At 39.0% G+C, this 17347-nt stretch carries 14 protein-coding genes; 2 read left to right on the forward strand and 12 right to left on the reverse strand.

Annotated features, from left to right (window positions below; all coding sequences use genetic code 11):
- Positions 1-7: 7 nt before the first annotated feature.
- Positions 8-1006, forward strand: a complete 999-nt coding sequence (gene gap, locus EYS08_RS11340; protein ID WP_029280245.1) for a type I glyceraldehyde-3-phosphate dehydrogenase — start codon at positions 8-10, stop codon at positions 1004-1006.
- 693 nt (positions 1007-1699) lie between these two features.
- On the opposite strand, the gene EYS08_RS11345 is transcribed toward gap, so the two are convergent.
- The 3 genes from EYS08_RS11345 to EYS08_RS11355 form a co-directional block, all read right to left on the reverse strand.
- Complete coding sequence (locus tag EYS08_RS11345) at positions 1700-2446, reverse strand: metallophosphoesterase (RefSeq protein ID WP_131030141.1); 747 nt, start codon at positions 2444-2446, stop codon at positions 1700-1702.
- A gap of 9 nt (positions 2447-2455) precedes the next feature.
- On the reverse strand, positions 2456-2743 hold the full coding sequence (locus tag EYS08_RS11350; protein WP_131030142.1) for a hypothetical protein: 288 nt from the start codon (positions 2741-2743) through the stop codon (positions 2456-2458).
- A 165-nt stretch (positions 2744-2908) separates the two neighbouring features.
- Positions 2909-3658: a DeoR/GlpR family DNA-binding transcription regulator gene (locus EYS08_RS11355; protein WP_131030143.1), complete on the reverse strand. Its 750-nt coding sequence runs from the start codon at positions 3656-3658 to the stop codon at positions 2909-2911.
- Between the two features lie 96 nt (positions 3659-3754).
- Between EYS08_RS11355 and EYS08_RS11360 the strand changes: the two genes are divergently transcribed.
- Positions 3755-4306: a 5' nucleotidase, NT5C type gene (locus tag EYS08_RS11360; protein ID WP_131030144.1), complete on the forward strand. Its 552-nt coding sequence runs from the start codon at positions 3755-3757 to the stop codon at positions 4304-4306.
- A 187-nt stretch (positions 4307-4493) separates the two neighbouring features.
- On the opposite strand, the gene EYS08_RS26035 is transcribed toward EYS08_RS11360, so the two are convergent.
- From EYS08_RS26035 to EYS08_RS11405, 9 genes are all read right to left on the reverse strand, one after another.
- Positions 4494-4934 (reverse strand): hypothetical protein, encoded by a 441-nt coding sequence (locus EYS08_RS26035; RefSeq protein ID WP_208745843.1) that lies wholly within the window; start codon positions 4932-4934, stop codon positions 4494-4496.
- Positions 4935-5265: 331 nt separating this feature from the next.
- On the reverse strand, positions 5266-5844 hold the full coding sequence (locus EYS08_RS11370; RefSeq protein ID WP_131030145.1) for a glycine-rich domain-containing protein: 579 nt from the start codon (positions 5842-5844) through the stop codon (positions 5266-5268).
- A gap of 417 nt (positions 5845-6261) precedes the next feature.
- Positions 6262-6870 carry a Crp/Fnr family transcriptional regulator gene (locus EYS08_RS11375; protein ID WP_131030146.1) on the reverse strand — a complete coding sequence of 203 codons (609 nt, stop codon included), beginning with the start codon at positions 6868-6870 and terminating at the stop codon, positions 6262-6264.
- Positions 6871-7191: 321 nt separating this feature from the next.
- A complete protein-coding gene (locus tag EYS08_RS11380) occupies positions 7192-8163 on the reverse strand; it encodes a PorP/SprF family type IX secretion system membrane protein (protein WP_131030147.1) in 972 nt (323 codons plus the stop codon).
- Between the two features lie 40 nt (positions 8164-8203).
- The gene (locus tag EYS08_RS11385) at positions 8204-9142 is read right to left on the reverse strand and encodes a T9SS type B sorting domain-containing protein (RefSeq protein ID WP_244215932.1); all 939 of its coding nucleotides are present in this window, start codon (positions 9140-9142) and stop codon (positions 8204-8206) included.
- Between the two features lie 28 nt (positions 9143-9170).
- Positions 9171-9896, reverse strand: a complete 726-nt coding sequence (locus EYS08_RS11390) for a hypothetical protein (RefSeq protein WP_131030148.1) — start codon at positions 9894-9896, stop codon at positions 9171-9173.
- 38 nt (positions 9897-9934) lie between these two features.
- Entirely contained in the window at positions 9935-12112 is a 2178-nt protein-coding gene (locus EYS08_RS11395) for an immunoglobulin domain-containing protein (protein WP_131030149.1), read from the reverse strand.
- A gap of 567 nt (positions 12113-12679) precedes the next feature.
- The gene (glgB, locus tag EYS08_RS11400; RefSeq protein WP_131030150.1) at positions 12680-14644 is read right to left on the reverse strand and encodes a 1,4-alpha-glucan branching protein GlgB; all 1965 of its coding nucleotides are present in this window, start codon (positions 14642-14644) and stop codon (positions 12680-12682) included.
- 60 nt (positions 14645-14704) lie between these two features.
- A complete protein-coding gene (locus tag EYS08_RS11405) occupies positions 14705-17167 on the reverse strand; it encodes a glycoside hydrolase family 31 protein (protein WP_131030151.1) in 2463 nt (820 codons plus the stop codon).
- Positions 17168-17347 lie beyond the last annotated feature (180 nt).

The following is a 17347-nucleotide window of genomic DNA, read 5'->3' on the forward strand; positions in this document are numbered from 1 at the left end:
CAGAACAATGAGCAAAATTGGAATAAACGGCTTTGGCCGTATTGGCCGACTGGTTTTCAGAGCCGCATTAAAAAGAGGATTAGATATTGTAGCGATTAACGATTTGATCGAGCCAGATTATATGGCCTACATGTTAAAATATGATACTACACATGGCAAATTTGATGGCACTATTGAAGTTGTTGATGGTAATTTAGTGGTTAATGGTAAAACAATCCGCGTAACCGCAGAAAGAAATCCAGCTGATTTAAAATGGGATGCTGTAGGTGTTGAAGTAGTAATCGAATCTACAGGTTTATTCTTAACCCGTGCCGATGCTGAGAAACACATTGCTGCAGGTGCTAAAAAAGTAGTTTTCTCTGCTCCTGCTAAAGATGGCGATATCCCTACTTATGTAATGGGCGTAAACCACCATAAATTAACTGCAGATCAAACTATTGTTTCTAATGCATCTTGTACTACAAACTGTTTAGCACCAATTGCTAAAGTTTTAAACGATAACTTTGGTATTGTTGAAGGTTTAATGAGTACAATCCATGCTGTAACTGCAACTCAAAAAACAGTTGATGGTCCTTCTGCTAAAGACTGGAGAGGTGGCCGTGGCGGTTTCTCTAACATCATCCCTTCTTCTACTGGTGCTGCTAAAGCAGTAGGCATGGTTTTACCTGAATTAAAAGGTAAATTAACCGGTATGTCTTTCCGTGTTCCTGTTGCTGACGTTTCAGTAGTAGATTTAACTGCACGTTTAGAAAAACCAGCTACTTATGAGCAAATTAAAGCAGCTATGAAAGCTGCTTCTGAGGGCGAATTAAAAGGCGTGTTGGCTTATACTGAAGACGAAGTTGTTTCTTCTGACTTTATTGGTGACGATCACGCATCTATTTTTGATGCAAAAGCAGGTATCTCACTGAACGATAATTTCGTTAAAGTGGTATCTTGGTACGATAACGAATGGGGATATTCTTCTGCACTAGCTAAATTTGTAGAATATTACGCAAGTTTGTAACAAAAAAGTGCTTTAAGCGCTTTTCTAGACTATATAAAAGGCAACATTATTCATTTAATGTTGCCTTTTTGTTTTAAACACAATTTTCACCTATAAAATTTCATTTCAAAACCACATCTAAAATTTATTTTATTCAATTTTTACATCAAAAATTCACTTAACAACTCATAATACCTAAAAAATAACCCATAAATTTCGTAAAACTCACTTTTTACCAAGGATTAAACAAACGTTTGACTAAATCGTACCATAAATTGACAATATTTAACAATTACTTAACATATTTTTCTGCTATATTTGCAACACAGTCGTTTTAAACACCAAAATCTCTTACAAAAGGGCAGGTAAATAAAAAATGACAAAAAAAATACTTAAATTTTTCTTAGTGTATTTTTTACACTATCAAATTTTTTACTATATTTGTAGAGTAATAAACGGAACGATGTTTATCACTACTAAAAAAGATAAATCATTTTCTTGAAAAACTCCGGTTTAGATAGAAGATTAAAGACAAAGCCTGGCTCATAACAGGTTTATATTTGGTTAGAAAAAAGAGACAAGTCTGGATAGATTGTCTCTTTTCTTATTTCAGGGGTATTTGTAATACAATAGCATTAAAAATTCTTTGAACGCGAAACCTTATTTATAATCCGCTACATGATCCACAAGCGGCATGCATAAACTGTAAGGCCTTTAAATTTCAATGATCAGTTCCTTTTGATAACCGTTATATTTTTCACTAATATATCCATGGGGGTTACAAATAACTTCAGTTTCATCAACATTATATCTTACAGGAGTATGAACATGACCATGAATCCAGCAAGCAGGCTTGTATTTGATAATGACATCTTCAAGATCTGATGCATAGGCTGAAGCAACCGGATCCGCTCTATACTCTTCTGGTACAGATCTTATACTTGGCGCATGATGGGTAATAATAACGTTTTTATATCTCTTTGATTCTTCAAGGCTTTTCTGCAGCCATTTTTTAGAAATCTGATGGATTTTATAGGTGTCGATTGTCCTTAACTTTGAGTATGTGGTATCCCTTCTAATCATCCGGTAATCATTCATTTTACTCTGACAAATTATACCATATTCTATCGGATTACCGAATAGCGAAAAATCTGTCCATAAAGTCGCCCCATGAAACCTTATCCCTTCGAGCTCCATGCTATCATTCTCCAACACGCTGACATTAGAACCTCTTGACGCTTCTATTATTTTATTGAGCGTGTTGGGATATGTTCCTTTATAATATTCGTGATTGCCTAAAACGTAAATTACAGGTTTGTCTGGAATACTTTCTTTAATCCATTCTATACCTTTTGTCCCTAAATTGATGTCGCCTGCCAGAATGACCAGATCAGCATTTTTGAAAGTTAATTCCGAAACACCAAATTCCTGATGCAGATCACTTATTACCTGTATTTTCATTATTTAATTTTATTGCCACAAAATACAATTGATGCTACAAAGAAAAGTACTTTTAATAGGTTTGCCATCAATAACCGGAGCTTTCCAACCCTTTAATGTTAAAAGTTTAGCCCTCATTTTAGCTTCACAATCTTTAGTGAGGCTTTCATCGGGGAAACCAACATCGGTTATATCTCCCTTTTCGTTGATATATAACAGCATCTTTAATTTAGTTGGAGGATATCCGCTGTTCCTAAAATCCTCCTTGTTCATTAAGGGCATAACTTCACTACTCAAATACCTATAAAATCCACTCATCCCATTTTTTGTATAAGTAGGCATAGTGCTTGCAAAGTCAGGTTGAGGAATAACTACTGTAGATGTGCTGGTTTTGATCTGCGCGTAACCATTGTATGAGCCCAGTGCGATTAAACAAAAAAAAATAGAGATGCGTTTTTCATATCATGAAGATAATAAAAATGATTACAATACTTCTATCCCCAAATGCTTGTAAGGTATAAAAGCAGCATCATTAGGGTCGGTTTCAGTTATAATTGCATCTACATCGGTCACCGGACAAACATAATAAGGCTCTACGGTATTTATTTTTTCGAGCGCCGAAAGCGCAATGGTTTTCTGCGCTTGGTTGATCATGATGTTGTTCAACTGTGCATCTTCATATATAATTGAGGTAATGCCCATGCTGTGATGCACACTGCAAATCCCTAACATACAGATATCAGCCCTCACTTTCTTAAAGGTATCAATGGTTTCTTGTCCCATAGTAGTAAATGCCGTTTTATGCAATCTTCCACCAGCAAATATTACTTCGGCATTGGGGTGATCTTCCAAAATATTGGCAACAGGAAAGCTATTGGTAATAATGGTGATTTTTAAATCTTTAGGCAATGCGGCAGCCAACGCTACTACCGATGTACCACCATCGAAAAACACTACCTGACCATCTTTCAAAAACGCTAAGGCTTTGTTTGCAATAACCTGTTTGTGCTGCTGATTGTACTTTTCCCTATCCCGGTAATGCTGTGGAATGGGCGAATGGGCAATTGCGCCACCCCTAACCGCCCTGAGCAGCCCTTGCATATCGAGTTCCTTAATATCACGGCGTACAGTATCTTCTGATACATTTAACAATGTGCTCAATTCGTTCAACCGCACCTTGGTGTCTTTTTCCAGGGTATTAATAATGATCTGTAGACGCTCTTCTTTTACCATACCAATGCAATATATTGCAAATATATAAATTTATCAGGATTATAATTTGCAATATATTGCAAAATTAAATATTTTTGTTGCAAAATACAGCAAATCATGAGAAAAACAATAGGCATTGATATGGACGGCGTTCTCGCGGACATAGAAGACCATATACTTCAGACCTATCAGACAGAAACAGGCATTTCACTTACCCGCAATGATATAAAAGGCAAATCGGAAGAAGAACTTTTTCCGGACAGGGCAATGGTAATGAAGATCTGCAATAGAACAGGCTTTTTCAGGAACCTGCCGGTTATGGAAGGCGCTGTTGAAGCCGTAAAGAAACTAATGGAAGACTACGAGATCTATATCGTTTCAGCCGCCATGGAATTCCCCTTATCGCTCTTCGAAAAACGCGAGTGGCTTGCAGAGCACTTCCCTTTTATCGGCTGGAAGAATATCATTTTTTGCGGCGATAAGAGTCTAATAGATACCGATTATTTAATTGACGACCATTGTAAAAACCTTGATTTTTGTAAGGGAAAAGCCTTAATGTTTACAGCATTTCACAATATAGAAAAAGATCATCACCAAAGGATAAATCACTGGAACGAGGTATCAGCATTATTGAAGGAACTTGAAGAGACAAATCTTGCAATCGTCTAATTAACATTTAGCCCCTTCATATCACATGCCTGGAATAAAAAAAAGGATGTAACCGCTGGCTACATCCTCTATCTAAATTAACGCTCTCAACTAGAAGTTGATATAAGGCTCTCACCCCTTATGCCTACAATATTACGGCAGAAAGATTAAGATTTGATGAAGATTTTAATTAAAACAACAAAAAGTATTAGTCACCTCCACAACCACCACAGCTACCACAAGAACTTCCACACGAACCACAAGAACTGGCTCCTCCGCCATCTCCCCCTCTACCTCTTTCGTAACTTACCAATGGAACAAGAGTTGCGGTTAACACAGCCGATCCATATAAAAAGTAACTCCACCGCCAATCCTGTTCATCTTTTATTACAGGCAAAATTGCCGACTTATACAAATCAGGAATGGTACGGGTACAAAACTGCTGATTTAGCACATAAAGGTGTTTAATCATAAAAATCACCAAAAACCCTGTCAGAAGTGCGATCTCAAAAATGGGTTTATCCCTTACAATACCTGTAGTTAAGCGAATGAGCGGAAACATAATAAGTGTTGCAAAAACTATAAAATTTAAGTAAAACAGTCGTGCAAACTGTTTCGACTGACTAAAATACCATTTAAATGCATCCATACTTTTGGCGGTGTTTCTGAAAATCGCTCTTGTCTGCAATTGCCCTAGCAATTCTGGATAGAAGACTTCGCCCCTATCTTTTAACACCGAAACAACCTGAAGCTGCTCTCCGGAGAGGTTATCTATATCCTTTGAAATATAAATACGGCGATGGGCATTTACCTTTAGTATACCTGCATGAATAAGTTCGCTTATGGGCCCGTTTATTACCTCGGCAAGTTGTTGTCTTTTAAGATAAACCAGCTCAAATGGTTTAAGATGGCAAACGAACGACTGCCGATCGAAATCGCGCGCAATCTGTTTAAATCTATTTTGGTATATAAACTGAGTATTACATAGGCAGGGAGCGCCAACCCGAGAAAACCCAAAATAAAATAGGGATTATCAATATGGATATAAACAGGTTTAAGCAAGTAATAAGAAGGAACTGTAAGCAAGATGAAAACCAGTACACCGTATAAGACAAAAAACCAGTTTTAAGTTTGGCCGGTTCGAGTTTCAAGCCGGCCAACATGGTATCATATTCCCAAATCGCTTTGGGCTGTGCTCCAAAATGTTCATGATAAATGCGACTCGTCCGTTCTTTTGCCAGTCTAAACTGTTCTGCCTGCTCTTTTTGGTGTGTAGAGGGCACATGCTGGATCTGCCTACCAACTAGCGCACAAAAAACCTGATAAGATTGTGTAAAAATGAGGTGCTGATGCCAAACCGTATCGACAATGGCAGAAGGGGAAACCATTACATCAGAAATGGCCGCCATATACATAAATTTTTTATATTCTAATATGGCTTTTTCGGTAAAGTCTTTTGTCCATTGGTTTTCACTAGCCAACCTGATCGAAAAGTTATATTCGCCCGGTGGATGATCGAAATCAAATTGCTGTATGCTTTTCCAGAGGGTATCATTCATATCCAAATGCCACTACTTTTCAAATTCCAGCCACTTTCCTATCTTTTTCCAGGGAATGCCAAGTAACATAATTAATAATCCAACTACTACCTCCATACATAAATATACTACTAATCAGAAACATTAACAATATTGAATGAAGGCTTAACTGGGTATATAAACACTGGCAGACTGAAACAAAATAAGCCTCCCTTAAAAGAGAGGCTTACGAGTGTAATCTAAATCGTCCCGTTGATTTAATTTTTACTTACCCAAATTTAAACACAAATATGATGTTTAATATATGCAATTTAAGATTGTACATCAATATGTAAAAGTGTATAATATTATGTAAACATAGCGTTTAAAATGAGTATTCTTTCCGTACGAATCGACCTATCCTGTTATGATTGGCCGGGAAACAATTTTTTTATTTAATTACACCAGCTCCCTTACCAACTTACTGCGTATGCGGCTAAGTGTTTCCATGCGCATACCTAAATAACTGGCTATGCACCTCAATGGCACTCTAGATATATCAAAAGAGTTTAGTTCCAAGAATTTTTCATAACGCCTTTCAGCCGAAGGGATTCGAGCTATTATGGCCCGCTCTGAGGCGGCATGATACTGGAGCGCTAAAATCTTTCTGCCAATAACATTCGTTTCCTGATAACTGGCGTAAAGCTTATCAATCAATAAGTGTGGGATGGCAACCAATTCTGAATTTTCCAATGCCTGCAAATATTCGATTGAAGGTTGAATGTTTTCATCGGGATGTTGAATCGCTCCAACAAATTCGGTCCCTAAACTGATCCAAGTAGTAATCTCTTTATTACCATCTTTAATAAAACCTCTTACCAAGCCTGATACTACAAAAAAAACATATTCATTATTATCAATAGGAGATAAAATGTATTTATTTTTCTTAATTAGAAGAGTATCTACATTTTTTTCTATTTCCTGGATAAATCCAGGGGTTATAGGGCATAAACTGCTGAAATAATTTAATACAGCGTTTACTAAAAATACCTTGCGGGATTCGAGCATACACAAATAGGGATAGAATTTAGACCCTTAAGTATAGCCATTTTTAACGGAATATAAAAATAAAGTAGATTATTAAGACAATTATGATGTTTAAATGCCTTTTTTATAAGGATTTCTTAATATTTTGAAGCACAAACTGATATCCGGGTAAAAATTCTAAGTTTAGTCTTATTAACAACGAATAGAATATGCCTGGCAGAGGCTGACAATCTAAAAAAGAACGTAACAAATAAGGCGAAACGTTTTTATAACATTCATTTCGTTCATTTTTTTTTACAAAAAAAAGCAAATGCGCGCAGCCCGCACAGAGAAATGCCAATTTTAAAAGTAACACTTTGGTCTTCTGCTTTTTGCAGTTTGCAGATAATAACCAATAGATATTTCGTGTGAGCCATAATCATAGCTACCGAATTTATTTAAACTATAATCGTAACCATAGCCAATCCGGAGGTTTTCGCGGACAAAAAACTCGGTAACCAATCCGATTGCACTCCTTGCCCTTAAATCGCTTTGTAATGCTGGCTTAGGATAAAATTTTACGGAGGTTCTATACGCAGCACCTAACCAAATTTTTTCTTTGATCATTAAAAAAGCATTAAGATCCAACGAGGTTGGCCCGTTCAGATCATCTTTGATCAAAAAAGTAGGTTTGAACATAAAATCATTGTTCACTGGAAATACCATTCCCGCCGTTAAATAAAAATGCGGTTTAGAAGTAATACTTAAGAGATTATTATCCCTAAAAACAGGAAGGTATTGTGTAAGCAGGTTATTGGCAGAGAAACCGATAAAGAATTTTGCGTTCGAATAATGCACTCCTGCCCTAATATCGGGCACAATACGGCTTTCATATCCTGTAGGAATCTTGTTGTCGCCAGTTTCATTTGGATCTAACAAACTTCCGTTAAGCCCCATCTGCATTACCCCTACTCCAACGCCAAAAGCAAGTACATTGGTTTCGGTACGGTCTAGCTTAATGCGGTACGCAAAATTTCCTGATAGGTTTAACGAGTTCTGTGCCCCGATTTTATCTTTCGACACCAATAGACCCAAGCCTAAACTTTCTTCCTTAACCGCTTCATCTACCGATATGGAAAGCGTTTGGGGAGCGCCCTGAATACCCGTCCATTGGGCTCGGACAAAAGCCTGCATATATAGCTCTTCTTTGTAGCCTGCATAAGCCGGGTTGATATATAAACCATTGAACATATATTGTCCAAACTGGGCATTCTGCTGAGCGAACAGACAAAGGCAGATTAAATTAAATAATGCCGTTACAACAATCTTTTTCATCTGTATAATTTAGTTTCATACCCTTATATGTTAAATCCACTTACCTGATCACGGTAACATAACCTTTAAATTCCTGCCATTGAGCACTTGCAGTTTTTACCTTAAGCACATAGAAATACGTTCCATCTACCAAACCGTTAGCTGTCCAGTCGTTTAAATAGCTATCTTTCTCATAAACGGTACTTCCCCACCGGTTAATAATGGTGAGCTGATTTTCGCTATATCGGTCTAAGCGTTCAATAAAAAAGGTTTCATTTTTTCCATCGCCGTTTGGCGTAAACACATTAGGTATTTTAAGCCCAGTAATTTCTTTGGTATCAACCGATATATTGTTTGATGGATCGGGATCTATTTCGTTGATGGTAACCCTGGCGCTATTAACAACATTACCAGGTTTCATTGCCCTTACATTAATGATCAGCTCAACAAAACTGCCATTGGCAAGTGATGGGATCGCCCAGGAAACTGTCTTGGTCTGATCGTTATAACTTGCGGTGCCCACAATAGTTGGATCGACACTTACAAAGGTTAGATTTTCTGGAAGGTCATCCTTTACCTGTATGTTGGTAGCTTCACCGAGTCCGTTATTGCGCACCAATAAATTATATTTAAACACCTCAGTATTGATTACCTGTCTGCTTTCAGATCTTTTAACTATGGAAACATCTGCTGATATGGCCGTCTCCATCACCACTTCCATTTCTTCGGACAGATCAGAGCTACAGCCGCCTAAGCTAAAAGTAATAACAGTATATTTCCCCGCAGTGCTAACCACATAATCTTGCTCGGTAGCACCTGATATAGCATTTCCATTTCTGAACCATTGATAAGAGGTAGCACCTGTACCGTTGGCCCTCAATTTAACAGTAACGCCTGGTTTAAGATTAAGCGTATTGGGATTATTAGATTGCGCAAAGCATGCTGCTGCAGAAAGCAGCAGCACACCGAGCACAATTATCCCTAATCTGTTAAACATCATAATGGTTAGAGCTTATAAAAATAACACTCTATGGCGCGACAGCGATAGTTGCTTTACCTGGTTTAACAGTAACAGTGATTGCTTTAAATGCAGTTGCAGTACAACTTGTAGAAGGTACAATAGTAGCAGATCCAACTGAATATTTACCTTCGGCAGTAAACACATATGCCTCAGGCGTAACTCCTGCTTTTAAAGTAAACAATTCGTTGTTTGTACCTGATGATGCACCAACAGTTGTTAGATCAGTAACCGCTACGCCACCTTTGGTTACAGACCATGTATAAACCAACGAAACACCTGTTGGTAGCGTAAGTCCAGCATCCTTGCTTGCAGTAATTACCGTGGTTGCAGTCTGATCAGTACAATAAACACTTCCTGGCGCATTTACAGCAATTGCAGGAGGAGGAAGTTTTTCCACAACAGTATTGTCTGAAGCATCACTAGGACAAAGATTTGCATCAGCTGGTACAACCTGTACAGAATAAGTATGTGTTCCGGTGGCTAGTGTTGCGGGAACGTTATAGATTGCATCAGCAGCGGTAGCATATATAACAGGAGCCTGCGGAGTACCATCTACCGACCAGATAATTTTATCGTTAGCAGCAGGGGTATAATCCGTAAATGTTGGGGTAAGTTTTACTGTACCTGTTCCACACAGGTATACATTTGGCGTTTGTGCAAAAGCACCCAGCGGTAATAAGAACATTAAGAATACAAAGATTCTTAGATTTCGTTTTGTAGATTTTTTTGTCATAATGTTAATTTGTTAGGGATGAATAATTTATTTTCTTTTTAATTAATAGATACTGTAGGTTTATGTGGCACAAGCTTTACTCTAAAACTAAAAGGAATAGCCCGTTCGCAGCCGTTTGCATTTTTAATGGTCAATACCCCTTGATATACTGCTACCGGTGTATTTGATGGAACGTTGATTGTAATTTCATTTGCTGGTAAAGCTTGGTTTGAAACATTCGAAATTGGTCCAGCTACCCAGGTGATGCTATAAATAATGGGGTCGAAAACCGGGTTAGCGTAAGCAATTTTGGTGGTACTAAGTCCTTCGCAAATTCCCGGATCTGGCTCTAAAGTCAAATTTGGCTGTGGATTTACGGTTAAATTAAAATCAACTTTTTTTCCGCAATACGTCGCATCATCAGCAACGGTGTAACTGATGACAGTGCTTCCAGCTGTAATTGCAATAACTTTGCCTGTAGGATCTATTGTTGCAATAGCTGCATCGCTACTGCTCCAAATGCCAGAAGGATTATCATTGGTTAAAGTAGTGGTAGTTCCTTCGCAGATGGTATTTACGCCAATAATCGGATTTACAACAGCAATAGGTTTAACATTTACCAATACTGCTTTACGGCCCCCAACATTCTTACAGCCCGTTAATGTATTAATAGCTTCTGCATAGTAGGTCGTGTTTGCATTAAGAGCGGGCGTTGTATAGGTTGCCCCTGTATTAAATGGTGTAACTCCATTGGAGGCAGCATACCAATTGTATGTATATTGGGCGATATCGGAATTGCTGACCGCTAACGCAGCTGTTGCTCCACTGCAGATTGTTGTACCCGGAACATCGAGCGGAGGTAATGGATTAACCTTTAATTTTACACGGAGTCTTTCAGAAACCCCTGTTACGCAATAGGTTCTGCTACCTTGTACATAATAACTATAATCTCCGGCAAGTAGCGAGGATGGAGGAGTATAATTTTCTCCGGTATGCAACAAATTGCCCCCCGTTTCTGCATCATACCATTTATATTCTGTACAGGACTGTGGATTGTTAATGGAAAAGGTAGTGGTTTCTCCTTGGCAGATGGTCCTGGCATCCTCAGCGATAGGATCAATCAGTGTGCGTGGCTTAGCCAATTTCCTTTTAATGTCATAAATCTGAAGTGAGCCCAGCACACCGGCCAATCCACCGGTAGTGATTTCTAAACGGTCGTAAACCTCGCTAATCGGAAAGGTGAGTATATATTTATCTGTGGAACCCGGAAAAAGCCTAAGGTTTAGAAAAGTCCCTGTATTATCGAAGGCATCGCCCGCTTTGACCCCATTTAAATAAGGCTGTATGGTAAATCCGGTCAGCAGATTCAAATCCAACAACCCACCGCCCGGCTTGCCTAAAATTATACTTACTGAGTCGCCAGGCTGCGAAGGCTTGTTAAATATTGCCGTCAGGTATATTTTGTTTAATACCGAGACCCCAACATCCATCAGCGCATAGCTATCTTTATCGCTATCTATCGAATTGAAAGGATCAGTTACCTTTCCGGTTGCATTTAACACCCCGCCAATAACAGTAGGCTGTACTCCCGACAGCACATCAATTACCTCATCACAATCAATCTTATCAGTAGTCGTTTCCATAATGTAGGCATGGAAAAGCTTTGTAGACAACGCTACCGAGAGTAAATTGCCTGATACCTTTACATAAATCCCGTTATATATCTGGCTAGGCGTGAGTGTAATCTCAACCTCTCCCGAACCGCTAATTACACCGGCTATATTGGTAGCGTTATAAATCGGAACAATAGTTGCTTCATATCCCGCATCATGACCCGGACCAAGTAATCCCAATAGTGGCCAATCAGCAGCAACCGTGTGTAAACCTGTAAATGTTCCTATCTCTACGCCGCTTAAAACGCTTAACACTTCGGTGGGGAGTGAAATTTTTATGGTAACAGGAGTATTGGCAGGAATTGATCTGGGTGAACCACCGGCAGCATTAAACTGTAAGAATTGGGTCGAAGATGCCAATCCTGCCAGGCCAAGTCCAACGCCTAATGTTGATGCATCTTTAACCTGTCCATTAACAGCATTTCCTGCATCTGAAATGGTACCCATAATTAAAGACCCACCCAATACCTTAAATCCGTATTGGATTGATCCTTGAAAATCTGCGTAAGTACGCTTTGTATTTTCACACTGTGCTACAACCTGCGCACGCAAATACGTGGGCATAAGAAAAAGCACAAGCACCAAGAAAGATAGACAAGAGCGTCCTTTCAATTGCTTAAAGTAAAGAGAAAAAATAAATAGTTTGTTTGTTCGTTGATACAAAAGTACGGAGGCACATAGGCAAATTAGCCGTTCATTTCATTCATTACCCCTCTCACAGTACTATAAAGCCCGTTTTATTGATGTTTATCAACAAAACTAAAGAATTCAAAAACTACAGACCTCCGGGCAGATAGCCTATGTGAAAATATTCCAACAACTTAGCATAACCGATTTTTTTTGCTGGTAAAAAGAACTTGAAATATCAATCGGTAAGAATAATTGATGGCAAAGAGACTGCCATATTTTTTTTAGCAGATAATACTTGCAAGAGAAAAGAGTTATTGTATCTTTGCACCCTCTCTGGAAGCTTCCACTCCAGAGTTTAAGAAAGCCTTCCAGCAATGGGAGGCTTTTCTTATTTAAGACATTTTAGAAAAAATTGAGGTTTTGGCGTGATATAAAAACCTATATCGCGCCAAACTATGTTTTTATATGCGGTTTTGGCGTAAAATAGGGACCAATAATATTTTACTTGGTCTTAAAAATCACTACAGCCAAGGGTGGCAGATCGATAACTATCGAGTATTCCTGTCCATTGTAATTTTCCAGATCAGGAATGATATCCCCTCTGTTATTAATACCGCCTCCATAATAAACAATGTCATCGGTATTAAAAATTTCTGTCCATTTGGTTTTAAAAGGTACCCCGATTCTATAATTTTCACGCACCACTGGCGTTAAGTTTATCGCAATAACCAAAGTATCTTTTGCTTTTGGTCCTTTGCGCATAAATGTGAAGACAGATTCGTTTGCATTATCGGCATCGAGCCATTGAAAGCCTTCATAACTAAAATTGAAATGATACAATGCCGGTTCTTTGCGGTACAGGAAGTTTAAAGCCTTAACGGTTTCCTGCATGCCCTTGTGCGGTGCATATTGAAGCAAATGCCAATCTAGTGATTGCGTAAAGTTCCATTCGTTGGTTTCGCCAAACTCATTCCCCATAAACAGCAGTTTTGCTCCCGGATGGGTGAACATATAACCATAAAGTGCCCTTAAATTTGCAAATTTCTGCCAGTCATCTCCAGGCATTTTATACAACATTGGCGATTTACCGTGTACGACTTCATCATGAGAGAAAGGCAACATAAAATTTTCGGTAAAGGCATAAGTCATGCTAAAGCTCAACTGATGGTGGTGGTGTTTCCGGCCGAGGGTTTCTACTTTAAAATACTTTAAGGTATCGTTCATCCAGCCCATCATCCATTTCATGCCGAAACCCAATCCGCCAGCATGTACCGGATGGGTTACACCAGGATAGGTACTGCTTTCTTCGGCAATGGTCTGTACACCATCAAAATTTCCATAAACGGCAACATTCAGGTCCTGCAAAAACTGTATTGCCCCAAAGTTTTCACTTCCACCATATTCGTTTGTTGCGGCATCTCCATCTTCTCTGGAGAAATTGAAATATAACATCGATGCTACGGCATCTACCCTTAGGCCATCTGCATGATATTGGTCAATCCAAAACATGGCATTACTAATCAAAAAAGAGCGTACTTCGTTTCGATCATAATTGAAAATATATGATTTCCAGTCTGGATGAAAGCCTTTCCGCATATCGGCGTGTTCGTACAGATGTGTTCCATCAAACTCATACAAACCATGCCTATCACCTGGGAAATGAGAAGGAACCCAATCCAATATCACTGCAATATCTGCTTTATGGAGCGCATCAATCAGATACATTAAATCCTGCGGGGAACCATAACGCGAACTTGCACCAAAATAACCTGTAATCTGATAACCCCAGCTGGGGAAATACGGAAACTCCATTACAGGCATCAGTTCTACATGCGTAAAACCCATTTCCTTTACATAAGGCACTAGCCTGCCAGCAACTTCCCTGCAGTTCAAAACACGTTCTGGATTATCCGGATCGCGCTCCCAGGAGCCTAGATGTATCTCATATACCGAGATGGGTTGATCCAAAGCATTTATTTTTGCTCTTTTTTTAAGCCAGGCTTTATCTTTCCAGGTATAATCGGTATCCCAAACAATACAAGCTGTTTGTGGCGGATGTTCCCATCTTCTGGCATAAGGATCGCCTTTTAAATGCTCAGATTCATCAAAACCTTTAACAAAATATTTATAAACCTCGCCCTTTGCAATTCCAGGGATAAAACCTTCCCAGATACCCGATTTATCCCACCGTACGCTCAGCGGATGTGAAGCGTTGTTCCAATCGTTAAAATTACCCACTACACTTACACGGATGGCATTTGGAGCCCAAACCGAAAAATAAGTCCCAGCGGTTCCATCAACAGTAATTAAATGTGAGCCCATTTTCTCATAAAGCCTAAAATGCTTTCCTACAAGAAAAAGATCGATATCGTAATCGGTAAATAAACTGTGTATCCAAACGGATTGCTGTTGATCAGTTTTTGGTTGGGATGTTTTTTTTACAGGAACTTTTTTTGCTGCTGGCATAGGTATTTTGGTTAGATTAGATGAAACCCCAAATACCAAACAGCATTTGGGGCTCAATGTTTACAGACTCAAGATCTGTATTTCTAAAAAGTTCTTATTGCATTTAAAATGCAGGATATCCTGATCATCGGTATAAAAGTCTTTCACCTCTTTGTTATCGATAATGATCTTTTTGACCTGGAATTTTACGCCGATAACATTGCAAACATAAAATTCATAATTAGGCGTATACAATCCTTCATTACGCTGGTTCACTTTAATGGCCTGGGTATCGCCTTTTACAGTGAATTTCTTTTCCAGATAAATATCCTGCTCATAGGCAAACGTATCGCCATGATCTTCGTACATGTATGAATTAACCTCATAATCGCTATGATAAATATTTAAGACTACTTCGGTAATCGATTTTTCATCAACATATTGCATTACCGGATATTCTGGCAAAACTGTACCTGCCCTTACAAACATTGGCATACTGTCTATCTTCGCATCAACCGTATATTCGTTGCCGCCATCCAGGATTTCGTTGGTCCAGAAATTATACCAGGTGCCTTTTGGGAGGTAAACTTTTCTAGATATTGCACCCTGTTCTAAAACCGGGCATATCAATAGTTTATCACCATAGCAAAATTCATCCTGACGGAAACTGTTGCTGATATTTTCTTGCTCAAGCATTACTAAAGGCCTTAAAATAGGAAAGCCATAACGATGATGCTCCCAGAAAACCGAATATAGATAAGGCATTAAACGATATCTTAATTCGATAAACTTACGGTTGATATCTTCGAAAAACTCGCCGAAGCTCCAAGGTTCCCGTTCAGCGGTATCGCCGGCAGAGTGTGCACGCATAAAAGGAGAAAATGTACCTAGCTGGATCCAACGGGTAAACAACTCTCCATCTGGCTCACCACTAAATCCGCCGATATCTGTTCCACAGAAAGGCACACCAGAAACCGATAAACGCTGGCACTGTATATTTCCGATCTTTAAATGCTCCCAGGTTGCAATATTATCGCCAGTCCAAACACTTGCATAACGCTGCATGCCCGCATAACCCGCACGTGTAATGGTAAACGGACGTTTATTGCGCATCAGTTTTTTTAAGCCTTCGTAGGTAGAACGCACCATCTGCATGCCATAAACATTGTGTGCCTTACGGTGTGAGCCGCGGTACCCATCATAATTATGGCGGACATCGTTAGGAAAAGTTCCTGAACCGAACACAGCTGGTTCGTTCATATCGTTCCAGAAACCTGCAACGCCCATATCTACCAGCTCTTTATATAAATTACCCCACCAGCTCCGTACCTTTGGATTGGTAAAATCGGGAAACTGACAGCGCCCTGGCCAAACATGCCCTTCCATATAATAATCGTCGCTGCGGCGACAGAAAAATCTTTTCTCTTTACCTTCTTTAAACACCCAGTAATCATCATCTACCTTAATTCCGGGATCGATCATTACAACGGTTTTAAAACCATCATCAGATAGCTCTTTGATCATTCTCCGCGGATCTGGGAAGTATTTTTTATTCCAGGTAAAACAGCGGTAGCCATCCATGTAATCGATATCCAGATAAATGGCATCGCAAGGGATTTTACGTTCCCTGAACTGTTTGGCTATTTCTTTAACTTTTGTTTCAGGGTAATAACTCCAGCGGCACTGCTGATAACCCAAAGTCCATTTTGGTGGCATCGGGTGTGTTCCCGTTAAAGTTGCATAACGTTTAACCACATCCATAATATGCGGGCCATGGATATAATAATATTGCAGTTCTCCGCCATCGGCCCAAAAACTGGTTTTATTTACATCCTCCGACCCGAAATCGAAATACGATTTAAAGGTATTATCGAAAAAGATACCATAGGCAGCCTGGTTGTGCAAACCGATATAAAAAGGTATAGTACGGTAAAGTGGGTCCTGGTTCCAACCGAAGGAGTAAGCATCGGTATTCCAGTTTTCGAAACGGCGCCCCCGCAGGTTAAAATTACCAGATTTATCACCCAAACCAAAGAAATTTTCTTCAGGGTGGCATTTTTTGGTTGCGTAGATATAATAACCACCAAAATCTACATTTTCTTCCCAGTGCATAGAATTGGCTTCATCAACCATTACTACATTGGTAATATTATCAGAAAAAGAAATATGGAAGTTTGCTTTTTCTATTTTACAGGTTACCGCATGGGTAGAGATCGTAAAATGATCGTCGTGTTCCTGCATTTTAAAAACAGACACTTTTTGATCTACTTCGGGTACGGCATAAGAAAAATCGTCTAAGAAAACGCCATGAGGAGCCAGGCGAACGCGGATAATATCGTCGCTTACCACCCGAACTTCTACTCTTGCATCGCCATCAGAAAAATAAAAACGGTTGCCCTCTTTTTTTACTTTTTTAACTGCGCCAAGGTACTGTTTAACAATTGGCTTTACCGATATATCAACTGGATTGTTTAAATGCTGTATTTCTTGCTCCTTTTCGATCAGATCACTTGTCTCGTTAGGTTTGTCGTTTTGCGCTTCCATCCTTATTTATTCAAAATTTTAAATTCATGGTTCTTAAACCGGGATGTGCTTAAGAAAGTACTATAATACAAATATTTTACAAAAGGGGTGTAGCTTTTTTATGAAAAGATTGTTTTAATAGTGTGATTTTTACACTAAGCTATGTTATTTCACAATTTTGCCTGAAGATTTAGTATCATC

Source organism: Pedobacter kyonggii, from assembly GCF_004310665.1.
Lineage (GTDB): Bacteria > Bacteroidota > Bacteroidia > Sphingobacteriales > Sphingobacteriaceae > Pedobacter > Pedobacter kyonggii.

Coding starts and splice junctions, on each gene's coding strand:
- gap (WP_029280245.1), top strand. CDS start 8: ATGAGCAAAATTGGAATAAACGGCTTTGGCCGTATTGGCCGACTGGTT.
- EYS08_RS11345 (WP_131030141.1), bottom strand. CDS start 2,446: ATGAAAATACAGGTAATAAGTGATCTGCATCAGGAATTTGGTGTTTCG.
- EYS08_RS11350 (WP_131030142.1), bottom strand. CDS start 2,743: ATGAGTGGATTTTATAGGTATTTGAGTAGTGAAGTTATGCCCTTAATG.
- EYS08_RS11355 (WP_131030143.1), bottom strand. CDS start 3,658: ATGGTAAAAGAAGAGCGTCTACAGATCATTATTAATACCCTGGAAAAA.
- EYS08_RS11360 (WP_131030144.1), top strand. CDS start 3,755: ATGAGAAAAACAATAGGCATTGATATGGACGGCGTTCTCGCGGACATA.
- EYS08_RS26035 (WP_208745843.1), bottom strand. CDS start 4,934: ATGGATGCATTTAAATGGTATTTTAGTCAGTCGAAACAGTTTGCACGA.
- EYS08_RS11370 (WP_131030145.1), bottom strand. CDS start 5,844: ATGAATGATACCCTCTGGAAAAGCATACAGCAATTTGATTTCGATCAT.
- EYS08_RS11375 (WP_131030146.1), bottom strand. CDS start 6,870: ATGCTCGAATCCCGCAAGGTATTTTTAGTAAACGCTGTATTAAATTAT.
- EYS08_RS11380 (WP_131030147.1), bottom strand. CDS start 8,163: ATGAAAAAGATTGTTGTAACGGCATTATTTAATTTAATCTGCCTTTGT.
- EYS08_RS11385 (WP_244215932.1), bottom strand. CDS start 9,142: ATGATGTTTAACAGATTAGGGATAATTGTGCTCGGTGTGCTGCTGCTT.
- EYS08_RS11390 (WP_131030148.1), bottom strand. CDS start 9,896: ATGACAAAAAAATCTACAAAACGAAATCTAAGAATCTTTGTATTCTTA.
- EYS08_RS11395 (WP_131030149.1), bottom strand. CDS start 12,112: ATGCCCACGTATTTGCGTGCGCAGGTTGTAGCACAGTGTGAAAATACA.
- glgB (WP_131030150.1), bottom strand. CDS start 14,644: ATGCCAGCAGCAAAAAAAGTTCCTGTAAAAAAAACATCCCAACCAAAA.
- EYS08_RS11405 (WP_131030151.1), bottom strand. CDS start 17,167: ATGGAAGCGCAAAACGACAAACCTAACGAGACAAGTGATCTGATCGAA.